This is a genomic window from Frankia sp. BMG5.60, assembly GCF_059428125.1.
Window position 1 is genome coordinate 340373 of the sequence record NZ_CM182091.1, and the last position, 14569, is coordinate 354941.

Here is a 14569-nt window from a genome sequence, read left to right on the forward strand (position 1 = left end):
GTCACACCCCCGCGGGCAGGTCGGGGACGCCCAGGCGCGCCGGGCCGTGGGCGGCCAGCCGCTCGTAACCGGCGAGGGTGAGCGCGGCCACCCGGTCCCAGGAGAACAGGGAACGGGCCCGCCGGGCGCCCTGCGCGCCGAGTTCGAGCCGCCACCCCGGATCGTCGATCAGCTCGGCGAGGGCCTCGGCGATGCGTTCCGGGGAACGCGGCGGGACGTGCAACCCGGTCATGCCGTCCACGACCGTGTCGACGAGGCCGCCGACGGCGGAGGCGACGACGGGCACCCCGCAGGCCATGGCCTCCAACGGGACGATGCCGAACGGCTCGTACCAGGGCACGCAGGTGACGATGTCCGCCCCCCGGTACAGCCTCGGCAGCTCGCCGTGGTCGACCCGGCCGAGGAACCGCACCCGGTCGGCGACGCCCAGCTCGACCGCGAGCCGGCGTAGCCGGCCCACCTCCGCGTCGTGGTCGATGCCCGCCGGGGCCGGCCCACCGGCGACGACGAGCTCGGCCCGCGGCAGGAGCGGCAGGCTGCTGATCACGTTGCCGACGCCCTTGCGTTCCACCAGCCGGCCGACGGACAGCAGCCGCACGCGACCGGCCGGCCGTGGCGTGGCGGGCCCGCGGGTGCTGAACAGGGACAGGTCGACCCCGCATGGCACGACGCTGATCCGCCGCCGCGGCGCACCCATCCGGATGAGCTCGAAGACCTCGTCGGTGCAGGTGGCGACGAGCTGGTCGACGTCGGCGACGAGCCGGCGTTCCAGCGGGATGCGCGCCGGCGGCGAGGTGTCCTTGCGTCCCTGATGGCGGCGCTTGACCACCCCGAGGGCGTGCATGGTGAGCACGACGGGGACGCCGAGCGGGCGGGCGGCGCGCAGTGCGGCGAGCCCCGACATCCAGAAGTGCGCGTGGACGATGTCCGGACGCCGGCACTGCCACTGCCGGTGCAACTCGGCGGCGAAGCCGTCCATGTAGGGCAGCAGCTCGTCCTTGGGCACGTAGCACGCCGGTCCCGCGGGGACGTGGTCGATCCGTACGCCGGCGCCGTGGCGCACGTACCGGGGCAGCTCGGGATCGTCCCGCCGCGTGTGCACGGTGACCTCGACGCCGCGGCTGGCCAGCGCGGTCGCGAGGGCGGCCACGTGCACGTTCTGCCCGCCCGCGTCGACCCCGCCGAGGGCGGCGAGCGGGCTGGCGTGCTCGGAGACCATCGAGACGTTCATCGGAATGCCTCCAGGGCGTCCGGGCTGGTCGGGCCGACGGCCACGGCCGGTCCGGCCGGCGGGGCGGCGGTGGCAGTTGCGAACGAGGGTGCGGTGGCGAACGAGGATGCGGCGGCGGGCGCGAGGAGGGCTTCGACGGCGGCGACGACCTCGCCCGGCTCGACCCGGCTCAGGCAGGGGTGGCCGGGCACCGGACAGTCCCGGGCACGGCAGCCGGCGCAGCCGATGCCCTGCTCGCCGAGCAGCACCCGGTGCGGGGTGTGGGGCGCCCAGCGCTCCGCCGGCACGGTGGGGGCGAACAGGGACACGACCGGTGTGGCCACGGCCGCCGCGAGATGCGCCGGCCCGGTGTTGCCGACGACGACCGCCCCGGCCCCTGCCAGCACGCCGGCCAGGGCCGGGAGGTCGGTGCGCCCGCCGAGGTCCCGTACCCCCGCCAGCGCGCCGGCGACGGCGGCGGTCAGCGGCGTCTCCCGGGGTCCGCCGGTCACGACGACCCGGTGGCCGCGTCCGGCCAGGTGACGGGCGACGGCGGCGAAGCCGGCCGCGTGCCAGCGCCGCGCGGCGACGGAGGCCCCCGGATGCAGCACGACGTAGGGCCGAGCGTCCGCCGGGACCGCGCCGATCGGCGGAGTCGCGCCGACCAGCGGCGTCGGGTCGGGCAGCGGCCGGCGCAGCGCCAGCATGCCGTCGTCGCCGGCGGGCAGCGGGTAACCCAGCGCCGCCGCCGTCGACAGCGCGCGCGTCACCTCGTGCAGACCGCGCTCGGGCAGCCGGTGACGGACGTCGAGCAGCGTGCCGGGATAGTCCTCGCTGGCCGCGGCGATGCGCCGAACACCGGCCAGGCGCAGCAGCAGCGCGATCGGCAGCGGGCTCTGGTGGAACGAGGTGAGGATCAGCGCCTCGTCGTGGCGGCCGGCGGCGAGCCGGTCGACGAGACCGTCGACGTCGTCGCGGCGCACCGGCGGCGGCGTCGCGTCGATCCACGGGCAGCGCCAGACGATCGTCTCGTCGACGCCGGGCAGCAGGCCGGCGGCCGACCGTCCGCGGGGGCCGACGAGCAGCGTGACGTGTGCCGCCCGCGCGGCCACCGCGCGGATCGCCGGCCCGGACAGCAGGACGTCGCCGTCACTGTCGAGGCGGACGACGAGGACCCGCGTGCTCACGGCCGCCCCACCCGCGCCACGCGCCCCACCCGCGTCGCCGGGCCGTCTCCGAGCAGCCGGTCGACGGCGCTGAACAGGTCGGGGGCGACCTCGACGGCCGCGGCGACCTCGACGGCCCGGGTCGCCGGCGTCGGCACGAGCACGCCGCGCATGTAGGCCGCCGCCGCGGCGGCCATGTCCGCGCCGATGTCCCCGACGAACGCGCAGTGCCGGGGGTGCACGCCCAGCCGGTCGGCGGCGGCCAGCAGCAACGCGGGTGCGGGCTTGCGGCAGGGGCAGCCGGCGTCCGGCGCGTGCGGGCAGATGAGGACCGGGCCGAGCCCGCCGAGCAGCTCGTCGAGGCGGCGGTTGACCGCGTCGACCTGGCGGCCGGTCACCAGGCCGCGCCCGATGCCGCTCTGGTTCGACACGACGGCCGTCGGCACGCCGGCCGCACGCAGCCGCCGCAGCGCCGCCGAGGCCGTCGCGACGGGCTCCACCCGTTCGGGATCGCCGTTGTAGGGCACGTCGACGCACAACGTCCCGTCCCGGTCGAACAGCACCGCCCGCACCTGGATGGGCACCTCTCGTGCGCCCGCACGCGGCGAGCCGTCCGAGATGCGCACGGGAACGGTCTGCTCGGTCACGCAGACAGGACTGCCCTGGTGAAGGCCACCAAAACTACTACTCTGCGTAATCGTCCATGGACGACCTGCTGCGGGAACGGTCGGCGCCTCTCCGTGGTCGCCCCGCTGCCCTTGGAGCCAGCAGGCCGGCTGGTCAGGCGGCCGTCGCCTCGGTGGCCGCGGCGACGGCGCCGGCGACCTGCTCGGCGCTCAGGTCGTCCAGGCAGGCCGGGCCGTCCGGAGCCAGCGGGCAGCGGGCCGTCCACCAGCACTCCTGCTCGGTGATCGCGAGGGGGCGGCGGACCGGGCAGTCCGGCAGGCCCTGCAGGTCCGCGCCGAGCGTGCGCGGCGGGCGGCGGGCACCGGTGCTCGCCGCGCTGCCGGCCAACCCGTTGTGCCCGGCCAACCCGTTGTGCCCGGCGGACACGTTGTGCCCGGCCAATCCGTAGCGTTCGGCTGGGCTGGGGCCGAACAACGTCACGGTGGGCGCGCCGACCGCGGCCGCCAGGCGCACCGGACCGGTGTCGCCGCCCACGACGACGCCGCCGCGTTCCGCCACGGCCGCGCACAGCCCGGCGAACTCCCGCAGCGACAGCGCGGGCACCGCCACCGCCCCCGGCACCGCCGTCCCGTGCGGGTGCAGCAGCGGGTGCCCCCGGACGGCGAGCAGGCGGGCGAGCTGGGCCCAGCGCGACGCCGGCCACCGCTTGACCGCCATCCCCGCGTCGGGTACCAGCAGCACCGGCACGCCCCCACCGGCCGTGCCGGTCCCGGCGGAGCCCGTAACGGTCCCACTCGCCCTCGGCGCTGCACCGACAGTGGCCCCATCAGTGTCAGCGGCCCCATCAGTGTCAGCGGCACTGCCAGCGGCACCGGCACTGCCAGCGGTACCCGCACTGCCAGTGGTACCGGCACCGCCAGCGGTCCCACCTGGCCTGGACGCACCCGGCCTGATGCCGCCGAGTGCGTCGAGCCGGTGCCGGCCCTCGGCCAGCTCGGTGGCGTCCAAGGCCACGCGTCCCGGCGGGAAACCATCGGTCCGGCGGGGCTCGCGCCGCCAGCGCGCGAGCCGTCGGGCGTCGTCGGGGAGCCGGAGCCAGCCGTCGGCGGCGAGCAGCCGCACGTACCTGTCGCCGATCGGCTCGTGCGGGCCGGGGCCCCGCCACAGGTCCGTCACCGCGAAGCGGGGCCGGCCGGATTCGATCGCGGCCGGCACGCCGCTGTGGCGGGTCGTCGTCACGGCGAGATCCGGACGGCGCGTCATCGCGTCGCGGACGGCGGCATGCACGGCGTGCGCGTCGTGGTCGGTCAGCGGGAGGATCTCGGCCACTCGCGGGTCGCCGTGCAGCAACTCGACGGCGGGGGTGAAGGTGAGCACCCGAAGCCGCGCGCCGGGATGGCTGTCGGCGAGCAGGTGGATGGCCGGCAAAGCGATGAGCAGGTCACCGATGCCGCCCAGCAGCTCGACGAAGAGGATCTCGCCGATCTCCGGGCCTCTCGCCGGGGTGGTGCTGGCCGGGGTGGTGCTGGCTGGGGTGGCGCCGACTGGGGTGGTGCTGGACGGGACGGCGATCATCGGGACCGCGGGCGGGCGTCGGCCAGCACCTGCCGGTACAGGCGGGTGTGGGTCGCGCCGATCGCAGGCCAGGAGCGGCCGGCGACCAGGCGCTGCCCGCCGGCCGCCACCCGCGCCCGCAGCGCCGGATCCCCCAGCGCGCGATGCAGCGCGGCGGCCAGCGGCGCCGGGTCGCGTACACAGTCGGCGACGAGCACCGTCCGGCCGTCGACGAGCGCCGGATCGGGTGGCTGCGCGGCGGTGACGATCGTCGCCAGCCCGTGGGCGAGGGCGGCGGCCAGTGCCCCGCTCTTCGTGGTGACCCCGGCGGTGAACGGCAGCACGCACACGTCGGCCGCGACCAGGATCTCCGAGACCTCGGCGGCCGGCAGGTGCCCGGTGAAGGTGACCAGGTCGCCGGCGCCGGCGGCGTGGGCGTGCTCGGTGAGCTCGCGGCGGAACGCCGTCGCCTCGGCGGCGGGCAGCGCGAGCGAGGCGAATCCGCCGACGACCGCGAGGCGCAGCCGCGGCCGCCTCGCGTGAACTGCGGCGACCGCGTCGATCAGGTAGCGCACGCCCTTCACCGGATGGACGAAGCCGAAGAACACCGCCACCTCGGCGTCGGGCGGCGCGCCGAGCCGGGCCCGCAGGCGTCCCCGCGCCGCGGGCGCCGAGCTCGAGGCGGGCAGGGCGGTGCGGGGGATGTTCGGGGGGACCGGCACCGTCTGGGCGGTCCGGCCGAAGCGGACGCGCACGGTAGCGGCATGGTCGGGGTTGGTGACGACCAGCGCCCGCGCCCGGGGGACGAGGGTCAGCGTCTCCCGGTCCCACCAGCCACGCCGTTCCGGTGGCCGCCACAGCGCCGCGGGCAGCCGCGACGGCCACGCCCACCAGCCGTATTCATGCAGCGTGGCCACCCAGACGGCTCCCGCTCCGGCCAGGACGGGCAGCAGGCCCGGGGCCGGGGAGAACCCGAACGCCGACGGGGCGAACTGTACGTGGACCACGTCCGGCCGCAGCCGCCGCAGGGCGTGGGCGGCGGCGCGCAGACCCGCCGGCCCCCAGCCCCGTCCGAGGGCGACCACCGGCAATGCGCCGGTGTCGACGTCGAGCCGGCCGGAGGTGACCAGCACGGGTTCGACGTCGCGGCGCAGCGCCGCGGCGAGCCGCACGGTGTAGTCGGCGACGCCGTCCTCGGCGGGGGCGAGGTTGCCGCAGACGAGGGCGACCCGCGGCCGCCATTCGCCGTTCACCGGGCGGTCGCGGCCGACGGGCGACGGGCCGGCCGAAGCCGCCGATCCCGCCGATCCCGCCGATCCCGCCGATCCCGCCGATCCCGCCGATCCCGCCGACCCCGTCGGTGCTGTCGGTGCTGTCGGTGCCGCCGACGGTCCGGCCGGGGCGCCTCGGTGAGCTCTCCCGGGCATGCGGGAGCCCCTACCCGCTCCCGCAGTGCACCACCATCCACCAGCGTCCATCCACCAGCGTCGATTACGCTGAGTAGTAGTTTTGTTGCCGAGGGTCCGGGAATCGGGTGGGGGAACGCTGCCAAGGACAGGGGCGCGACAGGGGGAGGCAGACGTGAGCCGCCATCATCCGGCCGCCGGCCGCGGCGGCCCGCTGGACCTCACCGCCACGCGCCGCATTCTGGCCATCCGCCCGGACAACCTCGGCGACGTCGTGCTGCTCACCCCGGCGCTGCGAGCGCTGCGCGCCGCGGCGCCCACGGCGGGGCTGGACCTGCTGACCTCCCCGGCCGGCGCCGCCGCCGCGCCGCTCATCGACGACGTCGACGAGGCGATCGTCGCCTCGGTGTGCTGGCAGGATGCCGGCGGGCGGGCCGTCGATCCGGGGGCGCAGGCCCGGCTCGTCGCCGCTCTCGCCGCGCGCCGCTACGACGCCGCCGTCGTCTTCACCTCGTTCTCGCAGTCGCCGTGGCCCGCCGCGTTCGTCTGCGCGCTGGCCGGGATCGCGGTGCGGGTCGGGGCGTCGCGGGAGTTCGGCGGCTCACTGCTCACCCACTGGGTGGACGACCTGCCGGGCGACGTCCACCAGGTCGACCGGGCGTTGCTGCTGCTGCGCCACGCCGGTCTGCCCGCCGCCGGCGGCCATCCCCGCCTCACCGTGCCCACGCAGGCGCGAGCCCGGGTGCGCCCGCTGGTCGAGGCCGGCCCGTACGCGGTGCTGCTGCCCGGCGCGAGCTGCCCGTCGCGGCGCTACGATCCCGACCGGTTCGCCCAGGTCGCCGGCCTGCTCGCGGGCGAGGGGCTGCGTGTCCTCGTCGCCGGGACGCGCGCAGAGGCGGCACTGGTCGACCGGGTGCGCGTCGGGGCCGGTCCGGCCGGGCGGGGGCTCGCCGGCGCGCTCGACGTGCCGGGGCTGGTCGCGTTGCTCAGCGGGGCGGCGGTCGCCGTCACCAACAACTCGGCCGGGGCGCACCTCGCCGACGCCGTGCGCGCGCCCGTCGTCACGCTGTTCGCCGGCACCGAACGGGAGGCCGAGTACCGCCCGCGCGCCGGCCGGGCCGTCGTGCTGCGCCGGGCGACGTCATGCTCGCCGTGCCGCGCCTTCACCTGCCCGTTCGAGCAGGAGTGCCTGGACCTGACACCCGCCGAGGTCGCCGCCGCCGCGCTCAGCCTGTGCACCCGCGGACTCGCCGCGTGAGCGCGGCGGCGCGGCGCTCGCCCACCGTGGCGGCTGTTGGGGCGGCGGCCGGGATGGCGGGCAAGGCGGCGGCTGAGGCGCCTGCTGGGATGGCGGGTACGGCGGCGGCCGGGATGGCGGGCAGGGCGGGGGGCGGGGCGGTTGGCGAGGGGGGGCTGCCCGGTCTGCTCGACCGGTTCGCCGACCTCGAGCTGCTCGTCGTCGGCGACGCGATGCTCGACGCCTGGCTGTGGGGGCCGCCGCGGGGGTTGTCCCGGGAGGGCCCGGTGCCGGTCGTGTCGGTGACGGCCCGCACCGACTCCCCGGGCGGGGCGGGCAACGCGGCGCTGGCCGGGTCGGTCGTCGGCGCGCGCGTCCGGCTGGTCGGCATGGTCGGCGACGACGCGGACGGCCGCCGGCTCGGCGACCTGCTCGACGCGGGCGGAGTCGGCACGGCCGGCCTGGTGGCGGAGCCGGGCCGCGCCACACTGGCCAAACGGCGGATCTGCTCGGGCAGCCACCTGCACCTGCGCTGCGACACCGGCGACGAGACCCCGCCCGCGCCCGCCACGGCCGCCGCGCTCGCCGCCGGTGTCGTGGCGTCGGCGCCGGCCGCCTGCGCCGTGCTGGCCTGCGACTACGGCGCGGGGATGTTCACGCCGGAGCTGATCGACGCGGTCGGCGCGGCGGCCCGCGCGGCGGGGCGCCGCCTCGTCGTCGACGCCCATGATCCGGGCCGCTGGGCGGGGGTCCGGCCGGATCTGGTCAAGCCGAACGCCGGCGAGGTCGTGCCGCTGCTGCCGTACGACGCCCGCGACGCGTTCGCCCGCGACCGGGTCGGCACCGTGCGCCGCTGTGCCGGGCCGATCCTCGCGGCCAGCGGTGCCCGGCTCGCCGCGGTCACCCTCGACCGGGACGGCGTCGTCGTGCTCAGCCGGGACGACGAACCGTGGCACCTGCCGGCCGGCACCGACGCCCCCGACGAGCGGACCTCGGGCGCCGGCGACACCTTCATCACCGCGATGGTCCTCGCCCTCGCCGCCGGCGCCGCTGCGCGCGACGCCGCCCGGCTCGCCTCGCTCGCCGCCTGCGCCGCGGTGTCCACGCCGGGCACCGGCACCTGCTCGGCGGCAGATCTGCGGGCCCGCCTGCGTGCCGCCGGCGCCGACCCCGCGAGCGGCGGAGCCGGCCTGACCGGCTCGGTCGGCTCGGTCGGCTCGGTCGGCGGGGTCGCCTCGGTCGGCGGGGTCGGTTTGGGTGGTCACCCCGGTGGGGTCGGCGGGGCGGTCCTGGACGGCGTGGCGCTCGCCGACGCGGTTGCCGCGCACCGCTGCCGGGGCCGGCGGATCGTGTTCACCAACGGCTGCTTCGACGTCGTCCACGCCGGCCACATCGCCTACCTGCACGCCGCCCGGCGACTGGGCGACGTCCTCGTCGTCGCCGTCAACAGCGACGCCGGCGTGCGGCGGCTCAAGGGCCCGGACCGTCCGATCAACCGGCTGGCCGACCGGCTCGCGGTGCTCACCGCCCTCGCCGCCGTCGACCACGTCGCCGTGTTCGACGACGACACCCCGGCGCAGCTCCTGCGTGCGCTGCGGCCCGACGTCTACGTCAAGGGCGGCGACTACACCGAGTCGATGCTCGCCGAGGCGCCGCTGGTCCGGGCGCTCGGCGGCGAGGTGCGCTTCGTCGACTACGTCGCGGACCGGTCGACGTCGGACCTGCTCGGCCGCATCCGGCGCGGGGCGGCCCTGCCGTGACCCGCCCTGCCGTGACCAGCGGTGCCGTGACCAGTGGTGCCATGACCAGCCCTGCCGTGACCAGCGGTGCCGTGCGCGCCGCTTCGGCGTCCGGCCGGCGTCCAGCGGGCGGCCTGGACGTGCTCATCCCGACCTGCGGGCGACCGGCGGCGCTGGCGGTGACCCTGGCCGGGCTCGCCAACCAGACCGCCGGCGGGTTCCGCGTCGTCGTGTCCGACCAGAGCCCCGGCGCGCCCGCCGCCGACGCGCCGGAGGTGCGGGCGATGACCCGCCGGCTGCGTCACGGCGGCCACCGGGTCGACCTGCATCACGGCCACCCGCGGCGGGGCATGGCCGAGCATCGCCAGTTCCTGCTCGACCAGGCCGGCGGCGACCACGTCCTGTTCCTCGACGACGACGTCTTCCTCGACGCGTCCACCGTCGCCCGGATGCTGGCGGCGATCGGGGAGCTTCGCTGCGGGTTCGTCGGCTGCGCGCCGCAGGGCCTGAGCTACCTCGACGACGTCCGCCCGCACGAGTGGACCGCCTTCGAGGCGGTGCACGGGCCGGTACGCCCCGAACGGGTCCGCAAGGACGGGCCGGCGTGGGAGCGGTGGCGGCTGCACAACGCGGCGAACCCGGCCCACCTCGCCGAGCGGGTGACGCTGCCGGCGCGCGGCTGGCTGGCCTACCGGGTGAGCTGGATCGCCGGCTGCGTGCTCTACGACCGGGCGGTGCTCGTCGACTGCGGCGGTTTCCAGTTCTGGCGGCGGCTGCCCGCCAGCCACCGGGGCGAGGAGATCGTCGCCCAGCTCCGGGTGATGGAACGGGCCGGCGGCGTGGGCCTGCTGCCCTCCGGCGCCCAGCACCTGGAAATGCCCACGAGCGTCGTCGAACGCGACGCCGACGCCTACGCCGAGATCGTCGAGACCGACGACCGCGACCGCGGGGGGACGGGGACCGGATGAGAATCCTGCTCTGGCACGTGCACGGTTCGTGGACGACGTCGTTCGTCCAGGGCGGGCACTCCTACGTCGTCCCGGTGCTGCCCGGCCGCGGGCCGGACGGCCTCGGCCTCGCCCGCACCTACCCGTGGCCGGGCACCGTCGCCGAACTCGGACCGGACGAGCTGCGCGACGCCGGCGTCGACGTCGTCGTCCTGCAGCGCCCGCACGAACTGGAGCTCACCGAGCGCTGGCTGGGCCGGCGGCCGGGCCGCGACCTCCCGGCGGTGTACGTCGAGCACAACACCCCGAGGGGGGACGTGCCGCTGACCCGCCATCCCGTCGCCGACCGGCCGGAGCTGCTGCTCGTCCACGTCACCCACTTCAACCGGCTGTTCTGGGACGCCGGAACCACCCCGACCCGGGTCGTCGCGCACGGCATCGTCGACACCGGCCACCGCTACACCGGCGAGCTGGCCCGCATCGCGGTGGCGGTGAACGAGCCGGTGCGCCGCGGCCGGGTGACCGGCACCGACCTGCTGGCCGGGTTCACCCGTGCCGCCCCGGTCGACGCGTTCGGGATCGGCGTGGCCGCGCTGCCCGCGCACACCGGCCTGCCGCCGGAGCGCCTCGCGGTGTTCGACGACGTCGCCCAGGCCGATCTGCACGAGGCCCTCGCCCGCCGGCGGGTCTACGTCCACCTGCCGCGCTGGACCTCGCTCGGGCTGTCGCTGCTGGAGGCGATGCATCTCGGTATGCCGGTCGTCGCGTTGGCGGCCACGGAGGCGACCGAGGCGGTGCCGGCCGAGGCGGGCGTGCTGTCCACCGATCCGGCGGTGCTCGTCGACGCCGCCCGCCGGTTCGTCGCCGACCCGGAGCTGGCCCACGCCTGCGGCAAGCGGGCCCGCCAGGCGGCCCTGGCCCGCCACGGCCTCGGGCGTTTCCTGGCCGACTGGGACGACGTCCTCGGGCAGGTGGCCCGATGACCGATGCGGCTTCGGTTTATCCATGGATTCGCCCGGATATTCGGGATCTTCCTCGACCGCTTCGTCCTTCCGTCCGGTCCGGACGGAAGGACGCGCGCGCCACCGGCTGTCGGCCGACCTGACCGGCCGGGGCATCCCGGTCGAGGTGACCGAGACCGTCCTGCTGCTCGCCAGCGAGCTGGTCACCAACGCCGTGCTCTACGGCCACGGCGAACCGGTGCTGGAGATCCGGACCACCGATGACCTGGTCTGGGTGGGCGTCCGGGACCCGAACCGCCATCCGCCGCGGGTGCGCCACGTCGGCCCCGAGTCGCCTGGCGGCCGCGGCCTGCACCTCGTCGAGGCGCTGGCCGAGGACTGGGGCGCCGCCGCCGTCCCCGGCGACGGCAAGACCGTGTGGTTCCTCCTGCGACGCTGACCTCGGCCGCTACGCCGCCGCCGTCGGCGCCTGCGGGGAGGTCGGTGCCGGCGGGGAGGTCGGTGCCGGCGTCGGGGTTGGCCGCGGGATCGTCAGGCAGGCGAGCGCGGCGAGGACGACCGCCGTGACGGTGATGATCCAGCCCAGGTCGTAGGCGTCCGTGAGCGAGCCGAGGTCGTCGGGCGCCGCGCCGCCGAGCGCCGCGACGAGCAGGGCGGTCCCGATGACGGTGCCGATCTGGCGGGCCATGGTCACCACCGCGGAGCCGGTGGAGAAGCTCGCCGGGGGCAGCGCGGTGACGGCCGCGCTGATCAGCGTCGGCAGGATCAGCCCGACGCCGACGCCGGTGAGCAGCATCCCGGGCAGCATGGCGCCGACGTAGTCCGGATGCGGCTCCATCCGCAGGACCCACCAGCCGATCCCGGCCGCGAACACCAGGCAGCCGGCGGCGGCCACCCGCCCGGCCCCGAGGCGGGCCACCAGTGGGCCGGCGGCGAGGGCCAGCCCGGGCACCATCAGCGGTCCGGGGGCGATGGCGAGCCCGGTCCGCAGCGCCGACCAGTGCCAGACGTCCTGGCACCACAGCACGCCCGACAGCAGCATCGCCGCGAACGCGACGCTGAACACGAAGGCGGCCACCGCGGCGGCGCTGAAGGTCCGCACGCGCAGCAGTGGCAGTGGCAGGACCGGTGCGGGATGACGCGCCGAGCGGTACAGGAACCCGGCCAGCAGCAACGCGCTGGCGAGCAGCGACCCGACGACCCGCGCCGAGCCCCAGCCCCAGTCCGGCCCGCGCACCAGCCCCAGCGCCAACGCCGCGATCCCGACTGTCAGCAGGACCGCCCCCGCCGGGTCGGTCCGCCCCACACCGGTGCGCCGCGGCGGGTGGGGCAGCACCCGCGGCCCGGCGACGAGCACGGCGAGCCCGACCGGCAGGTTGACCAGGAACACCCACCGCCAGTCCAGCTCGGTCAGCAACCCGCCGGCGACCGGTCCGAGCGCGGCCGCCAGCCCGCTCACCGCCGTCCAGGCCCGCACCGCCGCCCCCCGTCGCGCGGGCGGCGCCGCCGCGAGCAGCAGGCCGAGCGAGGACGGGGTCATCACGGCGGCGCCGGCCGCCTGCAGCACCCGGGCGGCCACGAGGAACCACACCGTGGGGGCGACGGCGCACAGCGCGGAGGCGATGACGAAGATCCCGGTGCCCCAGAGGTAGGCGCGCCGCGGACTGGTCCGGTCCGCGAGGTTCCCGGCCGGCACGAGCAGCGCGGCGAAGACGACGGCGTACCCGTTCAGCACCCATGACAGCGACGACAGCGACGACCCGTCGAAGTGCCGGCCCATGTCCGGCAGGGCGACGTTGACGACGAACAGGTCGAGGTTGGACATGGCGACCCCGGCCGCCACCACCGCGAACACCGGCCCGAACCGCCCACCGGGCGAGCCACCCGGCGCGATGCCGCCCGCGTCACCGCTCGTCGGGCTGCTGCCTGTGGAGGGGCGGTTCCCGACGGGAGTGATCGTCGATGGTCGCCCGGATCTGAGCGCCGCCTCGGGGCTGTCGTCCATGCTCGCTCATCCCTCGCCCATAAGTTTGGAAACGCAACTGACCTGGCCAGGACGGAGCCTAGCCGCAGTGAGTTGGAGAATCCAACGGTCGGAGGATGGGTGAGGTCGCAGCGCGGGCGCGCGCCGCCGGGACCGGTGGGTGACGTCCTTGACGGTGCGTCGGTCCCGGCGGCGCGAAACCCGCCCTGAACGTCACCAGACGACGGGCAGCGTCTCCGGTCGGCCGATCGGTGCCTTGAGCTCGTAGCGCAGCTCGGTGGGCGCCACCGCGAGCCGTAGCCCGGGGACCTTCTCGATCAGCGCGGTGAGCACCTCGGTCAGCTCGACCCGGGCCAGGTGCGCGCCGATGCAGTGGTGCACGCCGGCGCCGAACGTCAGGTTCGGCACCGGCTCCCGGGTCAGATCGAGGCGGTCGGGGTCGGTGAACACCGCCGGGTCACGGCTCATCGCCGCCAGCGGCACCACGACCACCTCTCCGGCGCGGACGACGAAGCCGCCGAGATCGACGTCCTCGGTCGCCACCCGGGGGAAGGTCATCGACAGCGGGTGGTAGCGCAGGAGCTCCTCGATGGCGTTGGGCATGCCGCTCGGGTCGGCGACGAGGGCCTCCCAGTGCGACCGCTGGGTGAGCAGGGTCGTGATGACGTTCGAGATGACGCCGCCGGTGGTCTCGAATCCGCCGATGAGCAGCGTCATCGCGAGTGAGTGCAGCTCGGCCTCGGTGAGTGTGCCGTCGTCGTCGGCCGCGGCGATGAGAACGTCGAGCAGACCCTCCGGGCTGTCGGCGCCACCGGCGGCGGCCTTGCGCGCACGCACCAGCTCGCCCATGTACCCGTACAGCGCGAAGAGCCCTTCGGCGGCGCCCTTCGGATCGAGATGGAACCGGAACAGCGACTCGCTCCAGGTCCGGACCTTCTCCCGGTCGAGGTCGGGGACGCCGAGAAGCTGGCAGATCACCTCGATCGGCAGGTGGAAGGCGAGCGTGCGGATGTCACCCGGCGCCTGCTGGGCCGTCATCGCGTCGATCCGGGCCCGGGCCGTCGCCGCGATCCAGGGCCGCATCCGCTCGATCCGCCGGTGCGCGAAACCGGCGTTGACCATGCGCCGGATCCGGGTGTGCTCCGGCGGGTCGAGCCAGAGCATGGAGTTCGGATCGGGCATCTGGCCCGCCGTCAGGGGCGGGGAGAAGTCCAGCGTCCTGGTGCGGGAGAAACGGGAGTCGGCGAGCATCGCCCGGGCCGGCGCATAGCGCACGATCAGCCAGATGGGGAGCTGGCCGGGACCGAAACGCACACGGATCGCGGGAGCTTCCCGGGCGTATTCCGCCAGGCGTCCCGAGGAATGCGGCGAGAATGTGTCGTCAAAGGGAAACGTGGGGATTTCCTGGTCGTTCTGCACGACTTCGGTGACCGACATGGGGAGTGGACTTCCTCTCGCTGCCAGGGCAGGGGGGAGCAGCGGGCCGATCGTTGCATGTCGATTGGTCGTACGTAGTGAAGACGGTCGAAAAAACGGGCGCGAAGCGACGTCGGGACAGCTAGTCGCCAACATGCTCTGCACACGTCCTGCCGCTGGCAGGAGAAGGTCACCCGCCGCGGCGCCGGATTGTCGGGGGTTAGAATCCGCCGCCACCAGGGCTCCGCCGCCGTCGCCACCGTCCGTCACCACCGTCTGCCACCACCGCCACGGCCGCTGTCGCGGTGGCCGCCTCGTGGG

General features: G+C 76.0%; 12 protein-coding genes. 5 read left to right on the forward strand and 7 right to left on the reverse strand.

What is annotated here, in order from left to right:
* Position 1: 1 nt before the first annotated feature.
* From AC5R91_RS01385 to AC5R91_RS01405, 5 genes are all read right to left on the reverse strand, one after another.
* Positions 2–1231, reverse strand: coding sequence for a glycosyltransferase (locus AC5R91_RS01385; RefSeq protein WP_495395245.1), 1230 nt, complete (start codon positions 1229–1231; stop codon positions 2–4).
* On the reverse strand, positions 1228–2397 hold the full coding sequence (locus AC5R91_RS01390) for a glycosyltransferase family 9 protein (RefSeq protein ID WP_495395246.1): 1170 nt from the start codon (positions 2395–2397) through the stop codon (positions 1228–1230). The genes AC5R91_RS01385 and AC5R91_RS01390 overlap by 4 nt, the downstream gene beginning before the upstream one ends.
* The gene (locus AC5R91_RS01395; protein ID WP_495395248.1) at positions 2394–3023 is read right to left on the reverse strand and encodes an HAD-IIIA family hydrolase; all 630 of its coding nucleotides are present in this window, start codon (positions 3021–3023) and stop codon (positions 2394–2396) included. Before AC5R91_RS01395 ends, AC5R91_RS01390 begins: the two co-directional genes overlap by 4 nt.
* A 133-nt stretch (positions 3024–3156) precedes the next feature.
* Positions 3157–4578, reverse strand: a complete 1422-nt coding sequence (locus AC5R91_RS01400) for a glycosyltransferase family 9 protein (protein ID WP_495395250.1) — start codon at positions 4576–4578, stop codon at positions 3157–3159.
* Positions 4575–5810: a glycosyltransferase gene (locus AC5R91_RS01405; RefSeq protein WP_495395251.1), complete on the reverse strand. Its 1236-nt coding sequence runs from the start codon at positions 5808–5810 to the stop codon at positions 4575–4577. The genes AC5R91_RS01400 and AC5R91_RS01405 overlap by 4 nt, the downstream gene beginning before the upstream one ends.
* 328 nt (positions 5811–6138) lie before the next feature.
* Here AC5R91_RS01405 and AC5R91_RS01410 point away from each other — a divergent pair, with 328 nt between their 5' ends.
* The 5 genes from AC5R91_RS01410 to AC5R91_RS01430 are packed head-to-tail and all read left to right on the forward strand — an operon-like array spanning position 6139 to position 11287.
* Positions 6139–7221: a glycosyltransferase family 9 protein gene (locus tag AC5R91_RS01410; RefSeq protein ID WP_495395252.1), complete on the forward strand. Its 1083-nt coding sequence runs from the start codon at positions 6139–6141 to the stop codon at positions 7219–7221.
* Entirely contained in the window at positions 7218–8960 is a 1743-nt protein-coding gene (rfaE2, locus tag AC5R91_RS01415; RefSeq protein WP_495395253.1) for a D-glycero-beta-D-manno-heptose 1-phosphate adenylyltransferase, read from the forward strand. The genes AC5R91_RS01410 and rfaE2 overlap by 4 nt, the downstream gene beginning before the upstream one ends.
* A gap of 41 nt (positions 8961–9001) precedes the next feature.
* Positions 9002–9907, forward strand: a complete 906-nt coding sequence (locus AC5R91_RS01420) for a glycosyltransferase (protein ID WP_495395254.1) — start codon at positions 9002–9004, stop codon at positions 9905–9907.
* On the forward strand, positions 9904–10869 hold the full coding sequence (locus AC5R91_RS01425; RefSeq protein WP_495395255.1) for a glycosyltransferase: 966 nt from the start codon (positions 9904–9906) through the stop codon (positions 10867–10869). Before AC5R91_RS01420 ends, AC5R91_RS01425 begins: the two co-directional genes overlap by 4 nt.
* A 22-nt stretch (positions 10870–10891) precedes the next feature.
* The gene (locus AC5R91_RS01430; RefSeq protein WP_495395256.1) at positions 10892–11287 is read left to right on the forward strand and encodes an ATP-binding protein; all 396 of its coding nucleotides are present in this window, start codon (positions 10892–10894) and stop codon (positions 11285–11287) included.
* Between the two features lie 9 nt (positions 11288–11296).
* Here AC5R91_RS01430 and AC5R91_RS01435 read toward each other — a convergent pair whose 3' ends face one another.
* Positions 11297–12853, reverse strand: a complete 1557-nt coding sequence (locus tag AC5R91_RS01435; RefSeq protein ID WP_495395257.1) for an MFS transporter — start codon at positions 12851–12853, stop codon at positions 11297–11299.
* A gap of 192 nt (positions 12854–13045) precedes the next feature.
* On the reverse strand, positions 13046–14269 hold the full coding sequence (locus tag AC5R91_RS01440) for a cytochrome P450 (protein ID WP_495395258.1): 1224 nt from the start codon (positions 14267–14269) through the stop codon (positions 13046–13048).
* Between the last annotated feature and the right edge of the window lie 300 nt (positions 14270–14569).

What these genes read in the sequence shown, in the direction of transcription:
- AC5R91_RS01420 (WP_495395254.1), top strand. Translation starts at nt 9,002, where the DNA reads ATGACCAGCCCTGCCGTGACCAGCGGTGCCGTGCGCGCCGCTTCGGCG.
- AC5R91_RS01440 (WP_495395258.1), bottom strand. Translation starts at nt 14,269, where the DNA reads ATGTCGGTCACCGAAGTCGTGCAGAACGACCAGGAAATCCCCACGTTT.
- AC5R91_RS01400 (WP_495395250.1), bottom strand. Translation starts at nt 4,578, where the DNA reads ATGATCGCCGTCCCGTCCAGCACCACCCCAGTCGGCGCCACCCCAGCC.
- AC5R91_RS01425 (WP_495395255.1), top strand. Translation starts at nt 9,904, where the DNA reads ATGAGAATCCTGCTCTGGCACGTGCACGGTTCGTGGACGACGTCGTTC.
- AC5R91_RS01430 (WP_495395256.1), top strand. Translation starts at nt 10,892, where the DNA reads ATGGATTCGCCCGGATATTCGGGATCTTCCTCGACCGCTTCGTCCTTC.
- AC5R91_RS01385 (WP_495395245.1), bottom strand. Translation starts at nt 1,231, where the DNA reads ATGAACGTCTCGATGGTCTCCGAGCACGCCAGCCCGCTCGCCGCCCTC.
- AC5R91_RS01435 (WP_495395257.1), bottom strand. Translation starts at nt 12,853, where the DNA reads ATGGACGACAGCCCCGAGGCGGCGCTCAGATCCGGGCGACCATCGACG.